The sequence below is a fragment of the Streptomyces sp. NPDC003635 genome (assembly GCF_053587635.1).
In genome coordinates this window covers 78,465-100,001 of record NZ_JBSFOK010000004.1, presented here as the reverse complement: position 1 = coordinate 100,001, position 21,537 = coordinate 78,465, and the positions used below count along the sequence as shown (strand labels likewise).

Here is a 21,537-nt window from a genome sequence, read left to right as displayed (position 1 = left end):
GGGCGTCGGCAGGACTCCGGTTCAGGCCGCGACCGCCACCCCGCCGACCATGCCGACGGCGAGCGCGGCGGCGAGGCCCAGGCGCAACGGGCGCCCCCAGAGGGGACGGCGGGTGCCGCGCCCGCGGGCCCCGATGCGGACGAGTCCGGCGTCGGAGGCGTGGGGGCGCGGGGGGTGTCCCAGGGGCGCGGAGGTGTCGGCGCGGGCGGCGCGGAAGGCGGCCAGCGCGGCGGCCTCGCCGGGGAGTTCGGCGCTGGTCGGCGGGGGTTCGGCGGTCAGTGCCTCAAGCGTCTTGGCGAGGCGTTCCGCCTGGTCCCGGTCGGCCGCGTCGACAGCGTCCAGTGGCTCCCCGCTCAGCAGACGTTCCGCCGTCTCCCGGTCCAGCCATCTGTACTGCTCGTCGGCCATCACACATCCTTCTGCGTCCGCGCACGCGTATGCGTCACACTGGCGGACGTCACCGCGCGGTCGCGCGGTTCTCGCTGGGCCGGCAGGGCGTCGAGGACGCCGGCCGATTCCGGATCGGTCTGCGGGCGGTCGCCGAGGAGTTCGGCGAGGCGTTTGAGACCTCGGTGCGCCGCGGTGCGTACCGCGCCCGGGCGTTTGCCCAGGGTCGCCGCGGCGGACTTCGCGTCGAGGCCCACGACCACGCGCAGGACGACGGCCTCGGCCTGGTCCTGCGGCAGCCGGGCGATCAGGGAGAGGGTGCTGTCGGTGGCCAGGGCCTCGATGGCCTCGCCCGCGGTGTCGGACTCGGCTGCCCGGCCGGTCAGTTCCGTCTCGTCGCCACCTATGGCGGGGCGGCGGCCGCGCATGCGTATGTGGTCCAGCGCCCGGTTGCGGGCTATCCGGGCGGCCCAGCCTCGGAAGCGGTCCGCGTCCCCGTCGAAGCGGTCCAGGTCGCGGGCTATCTGCAGCCACGCCTCCGACGCCACGTCCTCGGCGTCCGGGTCGCCGACCAGTGTCCGTACGTATCCGAGCAGCCGCGGATGCACCGAGCGGTACACAGTCCGGAACGCGGTCTCGTCCCCGTCCTGTGCCGCAAGCAGCGCGGCCGTCAGCTCCGCGTCGTCCCCCAGCACTCGGTACCTCGGTAGATGGTCGGGTGGATGGCCCCGGCTCGGCGGCCCGCCGACGGGGTGGGTGCACATTCAACTTTCCCCGTCCGGCGCGAAAGGCACGTTACGACCTGAAACCGCTGCTCGTCCATGTCCGTACAAGGTGCAACCCGCTCGTGACGGCCCGGGGTGTGACAGAAAACGCACTCATGGCGCTGTAGGGAGTACGGGCCGCCGCGCGGCCCGTGCCGCGCGACGGCCGGGGCCTCTCCTGTGGGGGGTGGCGGCCCCGGCCGTTGCCTCGGCACCGGACGCCGTTGCCCGGGCACCCGGCTCCGGGGCCCGCCGGGTCAGTCCTTCTTGTCGGCCCTGCCGCGGCCGTTGTCCTTCTCCGCGCCCGGCTCGGCGCCCGTTTCGGCACTCGGCAGCCCGCTCGGCTGAGCGCCCGGCCTGCTCTCCGCCTCGGCCCGCTCGAGCTGTTCCGCGCAGTACGCGGTTACTCTCTCCGCGCCGCCCGCCGCCTCGGTCAGCTGCCGCCAGGCCGTCGCGCCGAGCGCCTTGCCGTGGCCCCCCACTCGGTCGTACGCCTGGCACCTGGCCTCGATGTCCTGGGCGGTGGCCGGACGGTCGGTCGGGGTGTCGGCGCCCGTCGGCGCGGAGGTGCCCGGCCGGACGGGGGCCTGGGAGGACGGGGTGGAGGTGCCGCGGTCCCCGGGAGAGCCGGCGGAGTCGGTCGACGACCCCGTCGTGCCGATCGCGGCGAAGGCGGCCCCGCCGAGGGCGAGGCTCGCGAAGAACAGGGAGAGCGTGGCCCGCAGCGAGCGGACGGTGCGGCGGGGGGCCCGGGGCCGCCAGTCGTCCCGGCGCCGGGTGCGGGCCCGGTGGGCGCCCGCGTCCCGGGCGGCCTGGAAGGCGGCGACGGCGCGCCGCTCGCGCTCGCCGTCGACCTCGGCCGGGCGCATGGCGGCGGCGAGCAGCGCCTCCAGTTCGCGGCGGGTGCCGGTCTCATGGGAGGCGGGGGCGTCAGGGTGGGCAGGCCGACGGCCGGCGGCCCCGCCGTCGCTCAGCTGTTCACCCATGTCCGCTTCCGTTCCTGTCCGACGCGCGTGCGAGGGTTCCCGCGGGTCGTACGCCCGCGCTTCCCTCTTCGTTCATTTCGACTCCCCCAGCGTCCGGGGGTCGTCATCCGTCACACCTTCCACGCCGAGCTGGCTCGCCAGGCGCTTCAGACCCCGGTACGCGGCGGTGCGCACGGCGCCGGGGCGCTTGCCGAGGACCCGGGCGGCCGCCGGGCCGTCCAGCCCCACGACCACGCGCAGCAGCACGGCCTCGGCCTGGTCCCGCGGCAGCCCGCGGACGAGGTCCAGCGCGCGCTCGGTGGAGATGGACTCCAATGCCTGGTCGTGCGTGCTGTGCGGTCCCGGCAGATGGAGCACGTCCTGTTCGGTCGCCGCGGCCCGCGGCCGTACCCGCTGCCTGCGCAGGTGGTCCAGCGCCCGGTGCCGGGCGATGGTCGCGCTCCAGCCCCGGAAGCCCGCTCCGTCACCCTTGAACCGTCCGAGGTCCCGGGCGATCTCCAGCCAGGCGTCGGAGGCCACGTCCTCGGCGTCGTCGCCGACGATGCCGCGCAGGTAGCCGAGCAGTCCGGGCTGCACGATCCGGTAGGCGACCGCGAAGGCCGCCTCGTCGCCCTCCTGCGCTCGCGCGACGGCCGCGCCCAGCTCCCCGTCGTACGCGTGCGTGCGACGGGGTTCCGCTCCCTGGCCCAAGTACTGTCCTCGTCCGAACCGAGTTCACAGCGGACCCGTGCCTCCGTGGCACGCCCCGCCCTCACGATCAACAGCGCCGGGCTTCACAGAAGTGTCACAGCGGCCGCGTCCCCCTCACCCGTCTCAGGCCACGACCGGCCGGGCCCGGCCGTGCAGGGTCAGGTAGAAAATCTGCAACGACTCCTCGGGGCCGCCGGTGTCGAAGCGGTTGTGGACCTTGCCCAGCGGGTTCCAGACCCGGCCGTCCGGCATCCGTACGCCGACCGACTGGCCGAACCAGTCCCGCTGGTGCGCGTCGAGGTCGACCCAGACCCCGCCCGCCCGGCGCACCAGCACCTCACCGACGTACGCGCCGAGGCCGAAGAGCGTCTCGCGGGCCCGCTCGCGGTCGGCGCCGCCCTTGCGCAGGCCGTCGATCAGGAAGTCGACGACCCGGAGGCTGGCCACGGAGTAGTCCAGCGGGAGCCGGCCCCGGACGGCGACCCGCGCGACGAAGGCGGCCGCGCACCCACGCATCCGGCCCGCGTGGGCCACCCGCTCGTGCGCCTGGTCCATCGGCCCCACCCCTCCGCTCGATCGCGGGGGAACCCTTTCGACTCCCCCACCGCGTCCAGCGGATCCGGTCACACGAGCATCACAGGTCCCGGATGTGGTCATGAACACACAGAAAATGTGCGGCCCCGTACAACCATTTTCCCGGGTGACGTTTGGCGCGGTCCCGACGCTAAGGGGAAGGCACGCCTGTTACAGGTGTGGCGATCGTGTCCAATCAATAGGGGTGGGGTAGTTGAGTCCTCGTAGGACCCATGCGTACAAGCCGCTCAGTCTCAGGCGGCGAGCCTGGCTGACCGTCGGAGCGGTCGTGCTGAGCGGGGCGGGGGTCGTCACGTACGCCATGGCCGATCAGTCCTCGCCCTCCGACGACAAGGCCGCGGAGCGCGAGCCGTCGGTGCACACGCTGAAGCTGCAGAACGAGGGCGGCGGCCGCAAGGGCCTCGACAAGCGGGACACCGAGCAGTTCAGCGCGGTCGTGGTGACCTGGGACGACCCCGAGGCGAAGACCAAGGGCACGCCCGAGGTCCGTACCCGGGACGCCGAGACCGGCGAGTGGTCCGGGTGGCAGGAACTGGTCCTGGAGCCGAGCCAGGCCGACGGCGCCGAGGCCGAGCGCGCCGCGCTGCGCGGCGGTACGGAGTCGGTGTGGACCGGTGAGTCCGACGGCATCGAGGTGCGGGTGGTGAACGCCGACGGCACCGAGACCGGCGGCCAGCCCGCGGGGATGGACGTGAAGCTGCTCGACCCGGGGACGGACCCGGAGGGCGGGCTCGAGCCCGCCGCCTTCGCCGCGGAGACCACCTCTCCCAGCCCGTCCTCGGCCGCTCCCACGGAGACCGTGACCGGCTCCCCGTCGCCGACCGACTCGACGACGGCCTCGGCGTCCCCGACCGGCTCGCCGACCCCGACCACGACCACGACCCCGACGCCCACGCCGACCTCGACGGTCCCGACGCCCCGCCCCTCCACGGTCGTCAAGCCCCCGATCATCACGCAGGCCGAGTGGGGCGCGTCCACGGACTACAACGGCACGCCGAGCTACGGCACCGACATCAAGGCCGCCGTCATCCACCACACCGGCGTCGACAGCGACAACACGCTCTCCTGCGCCGAGTCCGCGGCCCGGATGCGCACGATCCAGCAGGCGCACTTCGGTCAGGACTACTTCGACGTCGGCTACAACTTCGTCGTCGACAAGTGCGGCCAGATCTTCGAGGGCCGCAGCGGCGGCATGGACCTGCCGGTGACCGGCGCGCACGACGCCGGCTTCAACACCGACACCCTCGGCATCTCCTACATCGGCAACTTCGAGACGGCGAAGCCGAGCAACGCGGCCCTCGACGCCATTGCGCGGGTCGTGGCGTGGAAGTTCGGCATGTACGGCATCGACCCGACCGGCAAGGTCACGCTGACCTCGCGGGCGCCCCTGAACTACAGCGGCAACAAGGTCGCCGAGGGCCAGCAGATCACGTTGCCGAGGGTGTTCGGGCACAAGGACACCAACGCCACGGCCTGCCCCGGCCTCAACCTTTACCCCAAGCTCGGCAGCATCGCCTCGCTCGCCAGGACCCCGGGCATCTCGCACGCCCTGACCACCACCGACGTCAACCGCGACGGCGTCAGCGACCTGGTCGCCGGCACGCCCAAGGCGAACCGGGTCACCGTGGTCCCGGGCGGGATCGACGGCCCGGACACGGCGGCGCGGATCAGCTTCACCCAGAACACCACCGGCGTCCCCGGCACGTCGGAGTCCGGTGACTCGTTCGGCGCCGCGACCGCCTGGGGCGACGTCAACGGCGACGGCCACGCCGACCTCGCGATCGGCTCCCCCGGCGAGGACGACACCAGCGGCAACGCCGACCGCGGCCAGGTCACGGTGCTGTACGGCCCGGCCCTCAACACCGGTTACTCGTTCACCACGTCCGGCGTCACCGCGGCCGGCGCCAAGCTCGGTTCGGCCGTGACCGTCGGCGACTTCAACGGCGACGGCAAGGCGGACGTCTTCTCCGCGGGAACCGGCAAGGGCGGCAGCTATGACGTCCGGCTGACCGGGGGCTCGACGACGTACGGCGCCCTCACCACGGCCACCGGGGCGATCGCGTACCTCGACGCCACGACCGGGGACTTCAACCGGGACGGCTACGCGGACGTCGCCCTCAACTACCGCGACAGCGGCGGCATCGGCCGCGTGGTCCGCTTCGCGGGCTCGGCGAACGGTCTGACCAAGGCCGGGGTGCTCTCGGTCAAGGGCGGCCGCTCCATAGCCTCCGGTGACTTCAACGGCAACGGCTACGACGACATCGTCATCGGCCAGCCGGTCGCCTCGGAGTCGGGCGCCATCTCGGGCGGGCAGATCACCATGCTGTTCGGCACGTCGACCGGGTTCACCACCACCGGCATGAAGGTCGTCCACCAGGACACCGCGGGTGTCCCTGGCGGCAACGAGTCCGGCGACGCCTTCGGCATCTCCGTCTCGGCCGGCGACGTCGACGCCGACGGCTACGCCGACGTCCTGACCGGTGCGCGCGGCGAGGACCTCACCCGCTCCGGCGTCAACCACGCCAACGCGGGCACCGTGGTCCTGGTCAAGGGCGGCTCCACCGGGCTCACCGGCACCGGCGCGTCGGCGGTCTCGCAGGACACCACGAACGTCCCCGGCACCGCGGAGGCGGGCGACCTGTTCGGTACGTCCGTGTCGCTGACCGACCTGTCCGGCTACGGCCGCGCCGACCTCACCATCGGCGCCGACGGCGAGGACGGCACGGACGGCATCCTGCTGCACATCCCGAGCAACAGCACGGGCCTCGGCTACGGCGACTCGCTCATCTACAGCAAGACCACCCTGGGCACGCCGACGGACGGCGGGCTGGGGCAGGTGCTCGCGCCCTGACGGCGAGCAGCGAAACGGCCGGGACCCACTCCACTGCGTGGGTCCCGGCCGTTTCCGTTCCTCCGTCAGCCCCGGCGGGTCGGCCTTGAACTTCGCTCAGCTCCCGCTCGTCGCGTCGCGGCACAGCAGCCGCAGCGATCCGTCCGCGGTGAAGGTGCGGCGGGCCTCGTCGATCGGGTCCCACATCCGGCCGTCGGGGGTGCGTATCCAGTGGTCGCCACCGGTCGCCCACCACTCGGCGCCGGTCTGACGGACGATCACCTCACCGGCGTACGCCCCCAGCCCGCGCAGCACGCTGTCCACGGCGGCGGGCGGCGTGCCCTCGCGGCGCAGATCGGCGATCATCCGGTCCACCCGCCACAGGCTCTGCGCGGAGTAGTCGAGGCGCAGCCGCGCCCCCTCACGCATCGTCGACACCACGTCCGCCGCCCATCGCACTGGCCTCGCCGAGGCTGAGGGCCTGGTCTGCTGCTCAGTCGTCACATCCCCAAGAGCGCGATCACCGCGGGTTTCGTCACCCCGATCCGGGAGGCTGCCCGCAACCGGCGCAGGACCGCCCCACCTCCACCCCAGGACGGTCACAGGACGCCCTCGGAACCGGGGTGTGACATCTGACCGTCGCCGTGCGCTCCAGTCACTGATGAGCATGTACTTCCATCTGCGCGCGGTGCCGCCCCCGGCACTGCGCAACAGCGCGACCTGGTTCGAGCGACTGTTCGCCGACGACTGGGAGACCGTACGGGAGCGGATCGGCCGGCACCGTGAGGAGGTGCTGGACAAGGCCTACCTCCAGCACGAGCTCCTCTACGCCGGATTCCCCCCGCACCACGCGCCGGAGGGCCCGCGCACCCAGGTGGTGCTGGGCGGCCGTCCGGTCTTCCACCGCGACGCCTCCCTGCCCCCGTTCCTGCTGCTCACCGCCGCCCAGACCGGCCGCGTCGCCGCGTATCTGGAGAAGGCCGACTTCGAGGAGCTGTGGCGAGGGGCCCGCGAGGCGCTGATGCGCCCCTACGGCATGCCTGGGGCGGAGCTGGACGTGCGGAGCGCCTTCGCCTCCGCGCACCGGGACCTGACGGCGTTCTACGCGCAGACCGCGTACCACGGCGACGCGGTGGTCAAGTGGCTGCTGGTCTGAGAGCGGGGTGGTTCAGACCCGCCCCCGCGCCCGCCGCGACACCACCGCGCGCAGGACGCGGCGCCCCTCGACGGACACCTCCAGCGCCTGCCGCAGTCCACCCGCGCCGTGCCCGGCGAGCAGTTCCAGGACGGTGACCTGGCGGCGCAGTTCGGCGGCGACGAGCGGCGGCATGCCCTCGGTGCGACCCTCCCGGCGGGCGTCGACCGGGGCGTCGTCCGCGGCGGTGTCGAGCAGCCGGTGGATCTGGAGCGAGGCGACCGAGCAGGCGTCGGCCCAGACGCGGACCTCGGCGGCGGCGGGCGAGGAGGGGGCGGCGTCGAGCATGCGGCGGGCGAGGACGGCGGCATCGTCCTCGGTGGGGTCCTCCCCGGCGCCGAGCTTGCCGCGCACCTGGTCCAGGCGCTCGCCCCACAGGCCGGTGTCACCGCCTTCGGTGAGCGTCGCCCACAGCGGTCGCAGCAGCTCGTCGTCGCCGCCGAGCAGCGGCACACACCGATCCAAACAAGCCAAGCCGCTGGCGGCCAGTCCGCGTTCGTCGGCCTGAGCTATCAGCTCCACCAGACTCATCCACGCCTCCCTCGCCTGCGGTCTTCCCTTACGGAGGCCGCACTTCCCCTTACTGCGTGCAACTGGCCCGGAGTGTCACAGGGGCACCACCCCGAGCCGATCGAGCAGTCGGAAGAAGAGGTTTTCGGCCAAGGGATCGGGTTCGGCGCTGAGCACCTCCAGCAGCGGCTCGGCCGGCACCGTGTGCCCGGCCTCGGCGGCCCACGCGACGGCACGCTCGGCGGCGTCGCGCGGCTGGAGGAAGTAGTCCTCCAGCAAGAGCCCCTCCCCCGCGCCGAGCCGTGCCGCCATGGCCTCGCGCGCCAGACAGGTGGTCCACGCCCCGCTCTCCGGCCCGGCCGCCTCCACCACGACGCAGTCGCTGTCCATGACGTAGCCGAACAGCGCGGGCTCCCCGGTCTGGTGGGCGAGTTCATGCATGTTCCCGACCTCGCCCTCACCGACCGGGTACTCCCAGACCTGCCAGCCGTCCGGCGCCTCCTGGCGCAGCGTCAGTCCCGGCGCGCCCGCCAGCGCGGCCAGCTCCGCCAGCGGCCGCTCGGCACGCCCCACGACGAAGTACCCCCAGTAGCCCATGTCCGTTCCCCCTGGCTGTTCGGTTCTGCCGCGGCCGAATACACCACAGCCGCACGCCCGTTCGCAGCCGATTCGGACAATCCGGTGTCTAGGCGGGCACAGGGGCGGGGCCCGCGAGGGCCTTCTCGTGCTGCATGCGGGTCAGCCTCAGCACCACGGCGATGGCGAGGGCCGCCGCGACGATGTCGACGACGTCCGCGAACAGGATCTGCTGCAGGGCGTTCTGGATCTCCTCGGGCGTCTCGGCCTTGCGGTACGCGGTGAACGCGGCCCGCCCGGCGATCAGCTCGATGACCCAGAACGTCCACCACGCGTTGACCAACCCGTGCGGCCTCGGCGCGCCCCAGGGGCTGCTGGCGTCCCAGATGTCCAGGGTGATCCGGCGCGGGAACCAGAGGTTCACGACCGGGGTGAACCACCCGCCGATCGCCCAGCCCCGCTTCTTCCGGTGCCCGTACGGGTTGAACACCTCGGCGTTGACCCGCGCCCGGTGGAACCAGCACAGGAAGAGCACGGCGCTCACGAGGAGCGCGACGGTCTGGATGACACCACCCGCGGCGAAGATCCGGTCCGCCCGGTCGGCCCGCTCCACCGAGACGAACCCCGAGCCGTCGGCCAGGTCGCTCACCACGTCGTACAGGACGACGTCGGTCCAGAGGGCGAACAGGTCGGTGGCGATGACGACGCCGAGCGCCGCGGCGGCGGCCCGCCCGAGCCCGATCGGCGACCGCAACCAGGCGGCCGGTGCGATCGAGTACTGGGCATGCGGATTCTCGAGCATGGTGAGGCGTCCCCCCGGGTGCGATGCGTGGAAGTACCCGCGCACGGCTCTCCCCAGAACCTCATGCGCGGCATGCGGAACATACGGTTCTGCGGCGCCGTACGTCCATTCCTTTCGCGGTACGTCCCTGCCGTCGCTCAGCCCAGGCGGTCGGCCAGCGCCTTGAAGTCCGCCCAGGACTGCCCGGGCGTCCCCGGGTTCCAGAGCTTCTCGACGGTCGCGCGCAGCGGCATGCGGATGCCGGCCGCGACCTGGTCCTGCGTCTGGGAGTTCGCGAGGTCGCACCAGACGGCGAAGGAGCCGCCGAGGATCTGGCCGTCGTACTTCGCCGGGACGGCCTCGGTGCCGCGCACTACGCGCGGGGTCCACTGCTCGTAGATCCGCTGCCCGGTCGGATAGACGAAGGTCTGCGGCTGCCCGAGGACGTAGTAGAGGAACTCGTCGTTGTAGTTGATGAGCTCGCGACCCTCGGCCAGATACTCCGCCGGCGGCCGGGCGCCGATCTCCTTGCCGGTCCAGTAGGCGACCTGGATGTCCTGGTCGGCCTTGACGGAGGTGCCGCGGAAGAATCCGTCGTTCCAGGCCCGGGGCGTCTTGTCGTGGACGCGGACCGTGGCGGCGCGGTCGTTGAGCCAGCCGGTGGCCAGATCCTCGACGGTCGCCCCGGAGCCGTACGCCTCCCGCGCCGCGGTCGCGAGCTGCGGGAAGGACGCCTCGGGGTCGGACACGGTCAGGGCCTGGTACTCGTCGCCGCCGAGATGCCACTGACCACCGGGGAACAGTTCGGCGTACTCGTTGAGCAGGTCGTCGACGATGTCGTGGGACTCGTCCTTGGAGATGTCGATCGCCCCGCGGGTCGCCTCGCCCCGGGCGTTGCGCAACTGCAGGTCCGGATGGGCCGCGATCACCGCGCCCAGGTGCCCCGGCGAGTCGATCTCGGGCACCACCGTGATGTGCCGGGCGGCCGCGACGTCGACGATCCTGCGGACCTCCGCCTTCGTCAGATGGGGGTCGGACACGATCTCGGGGTGCGAGGTCGACTCGATCCGGAACGCCTGGTCGTCGGAGAAGTGCAGCCCCAGCTGGTTGAACTTCAGATCGCCCAGCTCCCGGACCCGGTCCTCGATCCAGTCGGCGGTGAAGTTCTTGCGCGCGATGTCCAGCATGAACCCGCGCACCGGCTTGGCCGGCTCGTCGCGTACGACGCCCTCCGGCGCCGTGGCGCCGCCGTGCACCGCCTGTTTCAGCGTTCGGGTCCCGTAGAACACGCCCGCGTCGGCGGCCCCGCTGATGTTCACCCGGCCGCCGCGCACGGTCATGGTGTACGACTCCGGGTCCGCCCCCTCGTCGTCGTTGAGCGACAGCCGTACGTCCCCGGCCAGCACGTCGTCCTTCTCGCCCGCGTAGGTCAGCCCCAGCTCCTGGGCGATCAGCCGGCCCTCGTCGGCCAGATCCGCGTCCGAGACGACCACCCGCTCCCCCCGCACCGCACGCCACCCGGGCCCGCGCGCCGGGGTGTGCGAGCGGACCGCGGGGATGGTCTCGGGCGTACTGGACAGCGCGTAGGACCGGCTGGGACTCGGCGTCGGCTCGGCCGCGGGCATCGAGGCGCGCCCCGACCGGGACGAGGACTCGCCGCTCGGCTGCCGTACCGCGGACCCGGTCGATGCGCTGTCGCCGTCACCGCCGGAGGCCCACAGCCCCAGGCCCACCCCGAACGCGGCGACCACGGCCCCGACCAGGAGGGCCCGCTGCCCGACCTTCTTCTCCGGCGCCCGGCGCCTGTGCTGGCTCACTCAGCCAACGTACGACCGCCACGCCTCGCGTGCGTCCACGAGAGGTTCCGAAACTCTCCCGTTCGGCTGAAATTCGGGCATCCGTCGGACGTGTCACGCCCACTGTCGATAACGTGGCGCCACATCTCTCACAGCATCCCCTGCCGAAACACACGTGACGCCCACACATCTGCCTGGCCGAGTGGCCATCCCGGAGCACTCCAACACGGCACCCGCCGACGAGCTCCGGCGCACCCTGCTGACCTGCCTGCACAGCCTCCGCTGGGCCCACCGCATCGCGACCCACCGCCCGTACCCCACCGTGGACGCCCTCCTGGCGGCCTCCGACGAAGCGGCGTACGACCTGACACCGGCCGACCTGGCGGAGGCCCTGTCGGCGGAGACGCTGCCGGCCCTGCCCGAGGGGGCGTACTCGGCGGCGCATATGGCCCTGAACGCCGCGAATGCGGCATATGAGGCAAAGTTCGGACATGTGTTCGTGATCTACCTGGACGACCTGAGCGCGGGGGAAGCCCTGAACCACGCATTGGCAGGCATCCGGTCACGATTGACAAACGATCCGGAGGAAGAACGGGTGGTGGCGGCGGAGGAACTGCGGCGCCTTGCCAGAGGGCGGCTGGGGAACCTCGTCAGGAGCGCGGGGGTCGTGACCTCGGCGCCTGCGCCGCGGGGCGGGACCAGCCCCCACGGCCCCGCACTCGGCAGGCAACGGACCACCCCACCCCGTTAGCCGCCCCTCACCCATCCGCGTGCCAGTTTGATCACACAGGTAGGCCCGGCGTAAGCGCCGCAGGCAACCGTCGCTACGATGCTGGGGGCCGGTGGACCGTACCCGGCCGGGCCCGACCGACAGCACAAGCCGGCGCGGCCCCAATCCCCGCTCCCGGAGGGACTTCCGTGCCGGCTGGAACGCTGTACCGCGGCCGGGAAGGAATGTGGTCCTGGGTGGCTCACCGAGTCACCGGCGTCCTCATCTTCTTCTTCCTGTTCGTTCACGTGCTGGACACCGCACTCGTGCGGGTCTCCCCCGAGGCCTACGACGAGGTCGTGGCGACCTACAAGACGCCGATCATCGCTGTGATGGAGTACGGCCTCTCGGCCGCCGTCCTCTTCCACGCGTTCAACGGTCTGCGCATCATCGCCGTCGACTTCTGGTCGAAGGGCCCGCGCTACCAGAAGCAGATGCTCTGGGCCGCCGTCGGTCTGTGGCTGGTGCTGATGCTGGGGGCGATCTACCCCCTCCTCGGCCACGCCGCTCGTGAACTCTTCGGGAGCTGACGCCCATGTCCACGACTGAGAAGACCGCGTCCGGGATCGGCCCCGTCGAGGGCGCCTCCGTGTACAACGTCGACAACCCGGCCCCGCTCATCGAGGCCCCGCGCAAGCGCACCAAGAAGACCCCGCGGTCCACCCGCGGCAACTTCGAGATGGCCGCCTGGCTCTTCATGCGCCTGTCCGGCATCGTGCTGGTGGTCCTCGTCATCGGCCACCTGCTGATCCAGCTCGTGCTGGACGGCGGCGTCTCCAAGATCGGCTTCGCGTTCGTCGCGGGCCGCTGGGCGTCCCCGTTCTGGCAGGTCTGGGACCTGTTGATGCTCTGGCTCGCGACTCTGCACGGCGCGAACGGCCTGCGCACGGTCATCAACGACTACGCGGAGCGCGCGAACACGCGGCTGTGGCTCAAGGGCCTGCTCTACACCGCCACGGCGTTCACCATCCTGCTGGGCACGCTGGTGATCTTCACCTTCGACCCGAACATCCGCTAGGCACGGGGCTGCGAGAATCATGAAGATCCACAAGTACGACACCGTCATCGTCGGCGCCGGTGGCGCGGGCATGCGCGCGGCCATCGAGTCCACCAAGCGCAGCCGCACCGCGGTGCTCACCAAGCTCTACCCCACCCGCTCCCACACGGGCGCCGCGCAGGGCGGCATGGCCGCGGCGCTGGCCAACGTGGAGGAGGACAACTGGGAGTGGCACACCTTCGACACGGTCAAGGGCGGTGACTACCTGGTCGACCAGGACGCCGCCGAGATCCTGGCGAAGGAGGCCATCGACTCGGTCCTCGACCTGGAGAAGATGGGCCTGCCGTTCAACCGCACCCCGAACGGCACCATCGACCAGCGCCGCTTCGGCGGCCACAGCCGCAACCACGGCGAGGCCCCGGTGCGCCGGTCCTGCTACGCCGCGGACCGCACCGGCCACATGATCCTCCAGACGCTGTACCAGAACTGCGTCAAGGAGGGCGTGGAGTTCTTCAACGAGTTCTACGTCCTGGACCAGCTCATCACCGAGGTGGACGGCGTCCGGAAGTCGGCCGGTGTCGTCGCGTACGAGCTGGCGACCGGCGAGATCCACGTCTTCCAGGCGAAGGCCGTGATCTACGCGTCCGGCGGCTGCGGCAAGTTCTTCAAGGTGACGTCCAACGCGCACACGCTGACCGGTGACGGCCAGGCGGCGGTCTACCGCCGGGGTCTGCCGCTGGAGGACATGGAGTTCTTCCAGTTCCACCCGACCGGCATCTGGCGCATGGGCATCCTGCTGACGGAGGGCGCCCGCGGTGAGGGCGGCATCCTCCGCAACAAGGACGGCGAGCGCTTCATGGAGAAGTACGCGCCGGTCATGAAGGACCTCGCGTCCCGTGACGTCGTGTCCCGCTCCATCTACACGGAGATCCGTGAGGGCCGCGGCTGCGGTCCCGAGGGCGACCACGTCTACCTCGACCTCACCCACCTGCCGCCGGAGCAGCTGGACGCGAAGCTCCCGGACATCACCGAGTTCGCCCGTACCTACCTCGGTATCGAGCCGTACACGGACCCGATCCCGATCCAGCCCACCGCGCACTACGCCATGGGCGGCATCCCGACCAACGTCGAGGGTGAGGTCCTGGCGGACAACACCACGGTCGTCCCGGGCCTGTACGCGGCCGGCGAGGTCGCGTGCGTGTCGGTGCACGGCGCCAACCGTCTGGGCACCAACAGCCTCCTGGACATCAACGTCTTCGGCCGCCGGGCCGGCATCGCGGCGGCGGAGTACTCGCAGAAGGCCCAGTTCGTCGAGCTGCCGGAGAACCCGGCTCAGCTGGTGATCGACCAGGTGGAGCGCCTGCGCACCTCCACGGGCACCGAGCGGGTGGCCGAGCTGCGCAAGGAGCTGCAGGAGACCATGGACGCGAACGTCATGGTGTTCCGCACCGAGCAGACGATCAAGACGGCGGTCGAGAAGATCGCGGAGCTGCGCGAGCGCTACCGGAACGTCTCGATCCAGGACAAGGGCAAGCGGTTCAACACCGACCTGCTGGAGGCCATCGAGCTGGGCAACCTGCTGGACCTGGCCGAGGTCATGGCGGTGTCGGCGCTGGCCCGCAAGGAGTCCCGCGGCGGTCACTACCGCGAGGACTACCCCAACCGCGACGACGTCAACTTCATGCGCCACACCATGGCGTACCGCGAGGTGGGCGACGACGGCACGGAGTCCGTACGTCTCGACTACAAGCCGGTCGTCCAGACCCGCTACCAGCCGATGGAGCGTAAGTACTGATGGCAACCCCCGTTCTGGACAAGGTGGAGGCGGAGTCCGCCGCGTCCCCCTACATCACGGTCACCTTCCGGATCCGCCGCTTCAACCCCGAGGTGGCCGCCGAGGCGGTGTGGGAAGACTTCCAGCTGGAGATCGACCCCAAGGAGCGTGTGCTCGACGGCCTCCACAAGATCAAGTGGGACCTGGACGGCACGCTGACCTTCCGTCGCTCCTGCGCCCACGGCATCTGCGGCTCGGACGCGATGAGGATCAACGGCAAGAACCGTCTTGCCTGCAAGACCCTCATCAAGGACATCAACCCCGAGAAGCCGATCACGGTCGAGCCCATCAAGGGCCTGACGGTCCTGAAGGACCTGGTCGTGGACATGGAGCCGTTCTTCCAGGCGTACCGCGACGTGATGCCCTTCCTGATCACGAAGGACACCAACGAGCCGACGCGTGAGCGCCTGCAGACGGCCGAGGACCGCGAGCGCTTCGACGACACGACGAAGTGCATCCTCTGCGCCGCCTGCACGTCCTCGTGCCCGGTCTTCTGGAACGACGGCCAGTACTTCGGCCCGGCGGCCATCGTCAACGCGCACCGCTTCATCTTCGACTCGCGTGACGAGGCCGGCGAGCAGCGCCTGGAGATCCTGAACGACAAGGACGGCGTGTGGCGCTGCCGCACGACCTTCAACTGCACGGACGCCTGCCCGCGCGGCATCGAGGTCACCAAGGCGATCGCCGAGGTCAAGAAGGCCCTGATCACCCGCCGCTTCTGACGCCCCTTCGGGTGTGTCACCCCGGGCCCCGCTCCTTTCGGAGCGGGGCCCTCGGCGTTCTCCGGCGCGCCCTCGTCAGCCGCCGACCAGGGGTATGAGCCGCAGGAAGGTGACCTCCGTGTCCGCGGTGAGCTCGACCTCCTCGTCCAGGTCGAGGAGCCGGCGGTCACCGACCAGGACGAGCAGGCCGTTCCCGGCGAAGGCCCGCAGGGCCCGCTCCCGGTCGGCCTCCCGACGCGTCCGGCGCCGGATCAGCTCCCGGACCGTCAGCCGCTCCTCCGCGACCTCGAGCCGTGGGCCGGTCGCGCGCTCCCCCGTGGTCGTCTCGTCGACGAACGTCACCTGTCCCATGGGCCGACTGTACGAGCCGCCGCTGACAATCCCGGGATCGCGCCGATCATCCACCTACTCTGACTGTGTGTCAGATGACGAGTCGTACGAACTGCTCGGGTTCGACAACGTGCTGCTGCCGGTCGGCGACCTCGGCGAGGCCGTGGACTTCTACGAACGCGCCGGGTTCGCGGTGGGGTTCCGCTTCGACGAGGCGGGGATCGCGCTGCTGAAGGTGGGCAAGGAGACGCCCGGAATCCTGCTGCGGGCGGAGGACGGACTCGGCCACCGGCCGCCGCCCTGGCCCTCGCCCCGCGTGTGGCTGGAGGTACCGGACGCCCGAGCGGCGGCGCGGCGGCTCGCCGAGGCCGGGATCGTCCCGCTGGACGAGCCGTTCCCGGTGGCCACGGGATGGACCGTCGAGGTGGCCGACCCCTGGGGGAACGTCTTCGGGTTCACCGACTACTCCAAGCGCCCGGCGCTCGGCCGGAGGGTGTGACGCGGACCTCACGCGGGGCCCCGCCAGTGAGTTGAACACGTTCAAAGACAGGTCTACAGTCATCCCCGTCAGCGTTTTGAACGCGTTCAACAAGGGGGCCCGGCATGGACCGCACGGTCATCGCCTACGTCATCTACCTGGTCGTCAGCATCGCCCTGACCGTCTGGGTGGCCCGCACGCTCAGCCGTAACGGGCGCATCTTCCTCTCCGACGTCCTGCGCGGAAACGAGCAGCTCGCCGACGCCGTCAACCACCTGCTGGTGGTCGGCTTCTATCTCGTCAACCTCGGTTTCGTCGCCCTGTACCTGAGCGACGACGAGACCATCACCGACACCCGCGGCGTCTTCGAGGCCCTGTCGACCAAGCTCGGTGTCGTCCTGCTGGTGCTCGGTGTGATGCATCTGGGCAACGTCTACGTGCTCAACAAGATCCGCCGGCGCGGGGTGATGGAGCGCGAGCAGGTGCCGCCGGTCGCCCCGCAGGACTGGGTCCGCGCGTGAGCGCCGCCGAGGCCGCACGCGTCCCGGTGCACCGGCTCACCGTCCTGTACGACGCCGAGTGCTCGCTGTGCTCCTTCCTGCGCGACTGGCTCGAACGGCAGGCGCAGTTGGTGGAGCTGGAGTTCGTACCCGCCGGGTCCGCGGAGGCGGCGCACCGGTTCCCGGGGCTCGGCTCCACGCTGGACGAGATCACCGTCGTGGGTGACGGCGGGCAGGTCTACCGGGAAGCGGCGGCCTGGATCGCGGTGTTGTGGGCGCTGCGCGAATACCGGCGCCTCGCCCACCGGCTGAGCACCCCGACCGGGACGCTGCTGGCCAAGGGCGCCGTCCTGGCCGCCGCCAAGTGGCGGGGGTCGCACTGGGGCGGGCGGGCGTACCAGCGGCGGGACGGATGGCGGTACGAGCCGGAGCTCGGCTGGATGTACCTCCCCAAGGGGTGCGACGCCGACTGAGGGCGGCTGGATTTCGGCCACCGTCTTGGCATGCACTCTTCCAAAATGCCGCTCAGGTGGGACGCTCCTGACAGCTTCGACCCACTCCGCACCCCCACAGAAGGAGTACGCGTGAGAGGCATACCCCGGATATCCCGCTCCCTCCTGGTCGGCGTCACCGCCCTGCTCACCGCCGGCGCGCTGGCCGCGCCGGTGAGCGCCGCACCGGCGCCGGGGCCCGACACCGTCGTCCGCACGGTCACGACGGCGGCGCGGGAGAAGGCCGCCGCCTTCTGGACGCCCGCGCGGATGCGGTCGGCCGAGCCGCTGGACCTGCTCTCCGCGAGCGGCCACCGCGGCGCGGCGCCGGCCACGGGCGCGAAGTCCACCGTCCCGGCCACGCCCGCCGCGACCACCCCGGCGGACGTCGGCATCCAGGCCTTCCCCAACGGCGGCGGCGCCTGGACCGGCGGCGGGGCCGTGGTCTCCACGGCGGGCCGGGTGTTCTTCAGCTACCAGGGCCGGACCGCGTCCTGCTCCGGCAACGCCGTCACCAGCGCCAACAAGAGCACGGTGATCACCGCGGGCCACTGCGTGAAGCTGGACGGCGCCTGGCACACCAACTGGGTCTTCGTGCCCGGCTACCACGACGGCCAGTCCCCGTACGGCCGCTGGACCGCGTCGAAGACGCTCTCCACCCCGCAGTGGACGGCGAGCGAGGACATCAACTACGACATCGGCGCGGCCGTCGTGGCCCCGCTGAACGGACAGTCGCTGACGGACGTCGTCGGCGGACAGGGCCTCGCCTTCAACACCGGCTACAACCTGCGGATGTACTCCTTCGGCTTCCCGGCCGCGAGTCCCTACGACGGCGAGAAGTTCATCTACTGCTCCGGCAACACCAGCCGGGACTTCCTGCTCTCCAACGACCACGGCATGACCTGCAACATGACCGGCGGCTCCAGCGGCGGCCCGTGGTTCACGCAGTTCAACGAGTCCACCGGCACCGGACTGCTGTCGTCGGTGAACAGCTTCAAGTACAACTTCTTCCCCAACCGCATGTACGGCCCGTACTTCGGGGCCGACGCGCAGAACCTGTACCAGGCGGCTCAGTCGTCCTGACCAGCACTGGTTAGTCTCGCTCCGTGCCCTCGAAGAACGACAGCCCCGAGCCCAGCAAGTCCGAGCAGACCCGCGCGCTGATCCTGGAGACGGCGATGCGGCTGTTCCGGGAGCGCGGCTACGACAAGACCACCATGCGGGCCATCGCCCAGGAGGCAGGGGTCTCGGTCGGCAACGCGTACTACTACTTCGAGGGCAAGGAGCACCTGATCCAGGGCTTCTACGACCGGATCGCCGCCGAACACCGGGTGGCGGTCCGGGAGGTCCTGGCCCGCGAGACCGATCTGGAGGCGCGGCTCGCCGGGGTGCTCAAGGCGTGGCTGGACGTCGCCACGCCGTACCACGAGTTCGCGGTCCAGTTCTTCAAGAACGCCGCCGACCCGGACTCCCCGCTCAGCCCCTTCTCCCCGGAGTCGGAGCACGCGCGCGTGGAGGCGATCGGCGTCCACCGGGAGGTGCTGGCCGGGGCGACGAAAACCAAGGTCCCGGAGGAACTGCGAGACGTCCTGCCCGAGTTGATGTGGCTCTCCCAGATGGGCCTCGTCCTGTACTGGATCTTCGACCGTACTGAGGGCCGCGAGCGCAGCTACCGGCTGGCCGCGCGGGGCGCCCGGCTCACCGCGCGGGGCGTCGCGCTGGCCCGCTTCCGGGTGCTGCGCCCGCTCGTCCGCGAGGTGCACGAGCTGTTCACGGACTTCCTGCCGGGGATGACCCGGATGATGCCGGATCCCGGAAAGCCGAAAGGGGCGCCCGCCGATGACGAGCGCCCCTGACCGCTTGCTCAGTTGACCGCGTCCAGCTCCCCCTCGGCCAGCTCCACGTCGTACACCAGCGGCTCCCCGTCCACCACCACGTGCCGCGCGCGTGAGCCGTACGCGGGGGCCGTCGCCGCCAGCAGATAGGTGCCCGGCGCCGGAACCGCCACGATGTACGAGCCGTCCGCCAGCGAGGTCACCCGGTCCAGCTGACGGCCGCCCTTGGTGAGCAGCGTCACGGCCGCCCCGGGCACCGGGTCGCCGTCCGCCGTACGGATGAAGCCGTGGACGACCGAGGCGCCGCCCTCCGGTGCCGGCTCCGCCTCGTCCTCCTTCGGCTCCACCGCCAGATGCGGCAGCCGCTTCTCCAGGCCGGCCGGGAGCCACCAGTTGGACTTGCCGAGCAGATGCATCGCGGCCGGCACCAGCGCGGTGCGCAGGATGAACGCGTCCAGGGCCACCGCCGCCGCGAGACCGACGCCCGCCATCGCGCCCTCCATGTCGCCGCTGAGAACGAACGCGGAGAAGACGCAGATCATGATCAGGGCCGCGCAGTTGATGACCCGGCTGGTCTCCGCGAGACCCACCCGGACCGCCCGCGCGTTGTCCTTGGTGTGCACCCACTCCTCGTGCATCCGGCTGACCAGGAACACCTGGTAGTCCATGGAGAGGCCGAAGAGCAGGGAGAGCATGATCACGGGCAGGAAGGAGGTGATCGGGCCCTCCTTGCCGACGCCGATCAGCTCGGTGCCCCAGCCCCACTGGAAGATCGCCACCAGGACGCCGAAGGAGGCCGCCGCCGCGATGAGGTTCATCAGCGCGGCCGTCAGCGGAACGACCAGCGAGCGGAACGCCACCAGCAGGAGCAGGAAGCCCAGCGCGATGATCGTGGCGACGAAGTACGGCAGCCGGTCACTGGTCACCGCCGCGAAGTCCTTGAACACGGCCGTCACACCGCCCACATGGGCCTCGACGTCCGCCTGCGGGATGACGTCGTCGCGCAGCCGGTCGATGAGCACGTCGGTCTGTTCCGACTGCGGTGAGGTCGTCGGCACCACGTTGATCACCGAGACCCCGTTCGCGGGCGGCACGGCGACCACCTGGGCCACGCCCTCGGTCGACTCGATGGCGGTGACGAGCGACTCGGGCGCCGGGCCCTCGACGACGACCTGGAGCGGTCCGTTGAAGCCGGGGCCGAAGCCCTCGGCGAGCAGGTCGTAGGCCTGCCGGGTGGTCGTCGACTCCTGGTGGTTGCCCTGGTCGGTGGCGCCGAGCCGGATCGACAGCACGGGCAGCGCGAGCACCGCCATGACCACGAAGGCGCCCGCCGCGATGGAGCGCGGCCGCCTCTGGACGTACGTCGACCAGCGCGCCGCGAGCCCGCTCGCGTCCTCCGGCTCCGGTCCCGTCGCGGCGACCCGGCGCCGCTGCCGGCGGCTGAGCACGCGCGGGCCCAGCAGGCCCAGCAGGGCCGGGAGCAGGGTGATCGCGGCGAGGACGCTGAGCACCACGGTCAGCGAGGTCGCGATGACCACGCCGTCCAGGAACCGCATGTTCATCACCAGCATGCCCGCGAGGGCGATGCACACCGTGCCGCCCGCGAACAGCACCGCGCGCCCGGAGGTGTTGAGGGCCGTCACCGCCGCGTCCTCCGGCTTCGCCCCGCGCAGAATGCCGCGCCGGTGCCGGGTGACGATGAACAGCGCGTAGTCGATACCGACGCCGAGTCCGATCAACGACCCCAGCAGCGGCGCCACTTCGGGCACGTCCGTGACATGGCTGAGCAGCATCGTGGAGAGCATTCCGGTGCCCACGCCGAAGATCGCCACGACGATCGGCAGCAGCATCGCGAACAGCGAGCCGAAGGCCAGGAACAGCACGATCGCCGCCGCGAGGATGCCGACCGCCTCCGCGGTGCCGGCCGGCGGCTCCTGGGTGCGGGCGATGGCCTGACCGCCCAGTTCCACCTGGAGACCGTCCTGCTCGGCGGCCTGCGCGATGTCGACGAGGTCCTCGATCACCTCCTTCTCGATGGCGTTGGCCTGCTCCTTGAAGGTGACCTGGGCGTACGCGATCCGCCCGTCCTCGCTCACCGTCGGCTCGGTGACCTCGCCCACCCCGTCGAGCGTGCCGATCCTGGCGAGTGCGGGCTCGATGCGGGACGTCACCGCCTCGTCCCGCACCGAACCCTCGTCCACCTTCCACACCACCGTGTCGGTGTCTCCGGCGCGCTCCGGGAAGGCCTTCTCCATCAGGTCGTACGCGCTCTTGGAGTCCGTGTCCGGGAGGGAGAAGACGTTCGCGTAGTCCGTGCCCGCGGCGGTGCCGCCGAAGCCCAGGCCGAACAGCGTCCCCACCCACAGAAACAGGACCACCAGCCGGTGCCGATAGCACCACCGTGCCAATGCCGCCACGCTCAACGCTCCTTCATCGGTCGGTCCCCCAGGTCCTGAACACCAGAATTGGGGA

At 71.3% G+C, this 21,537-nt stretch carries 24 protein-coding genes; 12 read left to right on the top strand and 12 right to left on the bottom strand.

What is annotated here, in order from left to right; translation table 11 throughout:
* Positions 1–21 precede the first annotated feature (21 nt).
* From ACWDRW_RS05750 to ACWDRW_RS05730, 5 genes are all read right to left on the bottom strand, one after another.
* Positions 22–408: a hypothetical protein gene (locus tag ACWDRW_RS05750; protein WP_451720641.1), complete on the bottom strand. Its 387-nt coding sequence runs from the start codon at positions 406–408 to the stop codon at positions 22–24.
* A complete protein-coding gene (locus ACWDRW_RS05745; protein ID WP_451720638.1) occupies positions 408–1,082 on the bottom strand; it encodes an RNA polymerase sigma factor in 675 nt (224 codons plus the stop codon). Before ACWDRW_RS05745 ends, ACWDRW_RS05750 begins: the two co-directional genes overlap by 1 nt.
* Before the next feature lie 326 nt (positions 1,083–1,408).
* Positions 1,409–2,137, bottom strand: coding sequence for a hypothetical protein (locus tag ACWDRW_RS05740; protein ID WP_451720635.1), 729 nt, complete (start codon positions 2,135–2,137; stop codon positions 1,409–1,411).
* Between the two features lie 72 nt (positions 2,138–2,209).
* The gene (locus tag ACWDRW_RS05735) at positions 2,210–2,827 is read right to left on the bottom strand and encodes an RNA polymerase sigma factor (RefSeq protein WP_451720633.1); all 618 of its coding nucleotides are present in this window, start codon (positions 2,825–2,827) and stop codon (positions 2,210–2,212) included.
* 123 nt (positions 2,828–2,950) lie between these two features.
* On the bottom strand, positions 2,951–3,382 hold the full coding sequence (locus tag ACWDRW_RS05730) for a hypothetical protein (RefSeq protein WP_451720630.1): 432 nt from the start codon (positions 3,380–3,382) through the stop codon (positions 2,951–2,953).
* Positions 3,383–3,614: 232 nt separating this feature from the next.
* Here ACWDRW_RS05730 and ACWDRW_RS05725 point away from each other — a divergent pair, with 232 nt between their 5' ends.
* Entirely contained in the window at positions 3,615–6,272 is a 2,658-nt protein-coding gene (locus ACWDRW_RS05725; protein WP_451720627.1) for an FG-GAP-like repeat-containing protein, read from the top strand.
* Between the two features lie 96 nt (positions 6,273–6,368).
* Here ACWDRW_RS05725 and ACWDRW_RS05720 read toward each other — a convergent pair whose 3' ends face one another.
* Complete coding sequence (locus ACWDRW_RS05720; protein ID WP_451720624.1) at positions 6,369–6,755, bottom strand: hypothetical protein; 387 nt, start codon at positions 6,753–6,755, stop codon at positions 6,369–6,371.
* A 157-nt stretch (positions 6,756–6,912) separates the two neighbouring features.
* On the opposite strand from ACWDRW_RS05720, the gene ACWDRW_RS05715 reads away from it, so the two are divergent.
* A complete protein-coding gene (locus ACWDRW_RS05715) occupies positions 6,913–7,407 on the top strand; it encodes a DUF1877 family protein (protein WP_451720621.1) in 495 nt (164 codons plus the stop codon).
* A gap of 12 nt (positions 7,408–7,419) precedes the next feature.
* Here the strand turns inward: ACWDRW_RS05715 and ACWDRW_RS05710 are convergent, their stop codons facing one another.
* From ACWDRW_RS05710 to ACWDRW_RS05695, 4 genes are all read right to left on the bottom strand, one after another.
* The gene (locus tag ACWDRW_RS05710; protein WP_451720618.1) at positions 7,420–7,977 is read right to left on the bottom strand and encodes a hypothetical protein; all 558 of its coding nucleotides are present in this window, start codon (positions 7,975–7,977) and stop codon (positions 7,420–7,422) included.
* 75 nt (positions 7,978–8,052) lie between these two features.
* The gene (locus ACWDRW_RS05705; RefSeq protein WP_451720615.1) at positions 8,053–8,553 is read right to left on the bottom strand and encodes a hypothetical protein; all 501 of its coding nucleotides are present in this window, start codon (positions 8,551–8,553) and stop codon (positions 8,053–8,055) included.
* 88 nt (positions 8,554–8,641) lie between these two features.
* Positions 8,642–9,334: a DUF4328 domain-containing protein gene (locus ACWDRW_RS05700; protein ID WP_451720612.1), complete on the bottom strand. Its 693-nt coding sequence runs from the start codon at positions 9,332–9,334 to the stop codon at positions 8,642–8,644.
* 137 nt (positions 9,335–9,471) lie between these two features.
* Positions 9,472–11,130 (bottom strand): beta-N-acetylhexosaminidase, encoded by a 1,659-nt coding sequence (locus ACWDRW_RS05695; protein WP_451720609.1) that lies wholly within the window; start codon positions 11,128–11,130, stop codon positions 9,472–9,474.
* A 154-nt stretch (positions 11,131–11,284) separates the two neighbouring features.
* Here ACWDRW_RS05695 and ACWDRW_RS05690 point away from each other — a divergent pair, with 154 nt between their 5' ends.
* From ACWDRW_RS05690 to ACWDRW_RS05670, 5 genes are all read left to right on the top strand, one after another.
* Entirely contained in the window at positions 11,285–11,860 is a 576-nt protein-coding gene (locus ACWDRW_RS05690) for a 2-oxo-4-hydroxy-4-carboxy-5-ureidoimidazoline decarboxylase (RefSeq protein WP_451720606.1), read from the top strand.
* 167 nt (positions 11,861–12,027) lie between these two features.
* A complete protein-coding gene (gene sdhC, locus ACWDRW_RS05685) occupies positions 12,028–12,408 on the top strand; it encodes a succinate dehydrogenase, cytochrome b556 subunit (RefSeq protein WP_451720603.1) in 381 nt (126 codons plus the stop codon).
* Positions 12,409–12,413: 5 nt separating this feature from the next.
* Positions 12,414–12,896, top strand: a complete 483-nt coding sequence (locus ACWDRW_RS05680; RefSeq protein WP_451720600.1) for a succinate dehydrogenase hydrophobic membrane anchor subunit — start codon at positions 12,414–12,416, stop codon at positions 12,894–12,896.
* 19 nt (positions 12,897–12,915) lie between these two features.
* On the top strand, positions 12,916–14,670 hold the full coding sequence (gene sdhA / locus ACWDRW_RS05675) for a succinate dehydrogenase flavoprotein subunit (protein ID WP_451720597.1): 1,755 nt from the start codon (positions 12,916–12,918) through the stop codon (positions 14,668–14,670).
* The gene (locus ACWDRW_RS05670; RefSeq protein ID WP_451720594.1) at positions 14,670–15,431 is read left to right on the top strand and encodes a succinate dehydrogenase iron-sulfur subunit; all 762 of its coding nucleotides are present in this window, start codon (positions 14,670–14,672) and stop codon (positions 15,429–15,431) included. The genes sdhA and ACWDRW_RS05670 overlap by 1 nt, the downstream gene beginning before the upstream one ends.
* 75 nt (positions 15,432–15,506) lie before the next feature.
* On the opposite strand, the gene ACWDRW_RS05665 is transcribed toward ACWDRW_RS05670, so the two are convergent.
* The gene (locus ACWDRW_RS05665; RefSeq protein ID WP_451720591.1) at positions 15,507–15,782 is read right to left on the bottom strand and encodes a hypothetical protein; all 276 of its coding nucleotides are present in this window, start codon (positions 15,780–15,782) and stop codon (positions 15,507–15,509) included.
* Positions 15,783–15,849: 67 nt separating this feature from the next.
* On the opposite strand from ACWDRW_RS05665, the gene ACWDRW_RS05660 reads away from it, so the two are divergent.
* From ACWDRW_RS05660 to ACWDRW_RS05640, 5 genes are all read left to right on the top strand, one after another.
* The gene (locus tag ACWDRW_RS05660) at positions 15,850–16,260 is read left to right on the top strand and encodes a VOC family protein (RefSeq protein ID WP_451720588.1); all 411 of its coding nucleotides are present in this window, start codon (positions 15,850–15,852) and stop codon (positions 16,258–16,260) included.
* A gap of 104 nt (positions 16,261–16,364) precedes the next feature.
* The gene (locus tag ACWDRW_RS05655) at positions 16,365–16,760 is read left to right on the top strand and encodes a hypothetical protein (protein ID WP_451720585.1); all 396 of its coding nucleotides are present in this window, start codon (positions 16,365–16,367) and stop codon (positions 16,758–16,760) included.
* A complete protein-coding gene (locus ACWDRW_RS05650) occupies positions 16,757–17,212 on the top strand; it encodes a thiol-disulfide oxidoreductase DCC family protein (protein WP_451720582.1) in 456 nt (151 codons plus the stop codon). Before ACWDRW_RS05655 ends, ACWDRW_RS05650 begins: the two co-directional genes overlap by 4 nt.
* 111 nt (positions 17,213–17,323) lie before the next feature.
* Positions 17,324–18,313, top strand: coding sequence for a trypsin-like serine peptidase (locus tag ACWDRW_RS05645; RefSeq protein ID WP_451720579.1), 990 nt, complete (start codon positions 17,324–17,326; stop codon positions 18,311–18,313).
* 23 nt (positions 18,314–18,336) lie between these two features.
* A complete protein-coding gene (locus tag ACWDRW_RS05640; RefSeq protein ID WP_451720576.1) occupies positions 18,337–19,086 on the top strand; it encodes a TetR family transcriptional regulator in 750 nt (249 codons plus the stop codon).
* 8 nt (positions 19,087–19,094) lie between these two features.
* On the opposite strand, the gene ACWDRW_RS05635 is transcribed toward ACWDRW_RS05640, so the two are convergent.
* Positions 19,095–21,473, bottom strand: coding sequence for an MMPL family transporter (locus tag ACWDRW_RS05635; protein WP_451720936.1), 2,379 nt, complete (start codon positions 21,471–21,473; stop codon positions 19,095–19,097).
* Between the last annotated feature and the right edge of the window lie 64 nt (positions 21,474–21,537).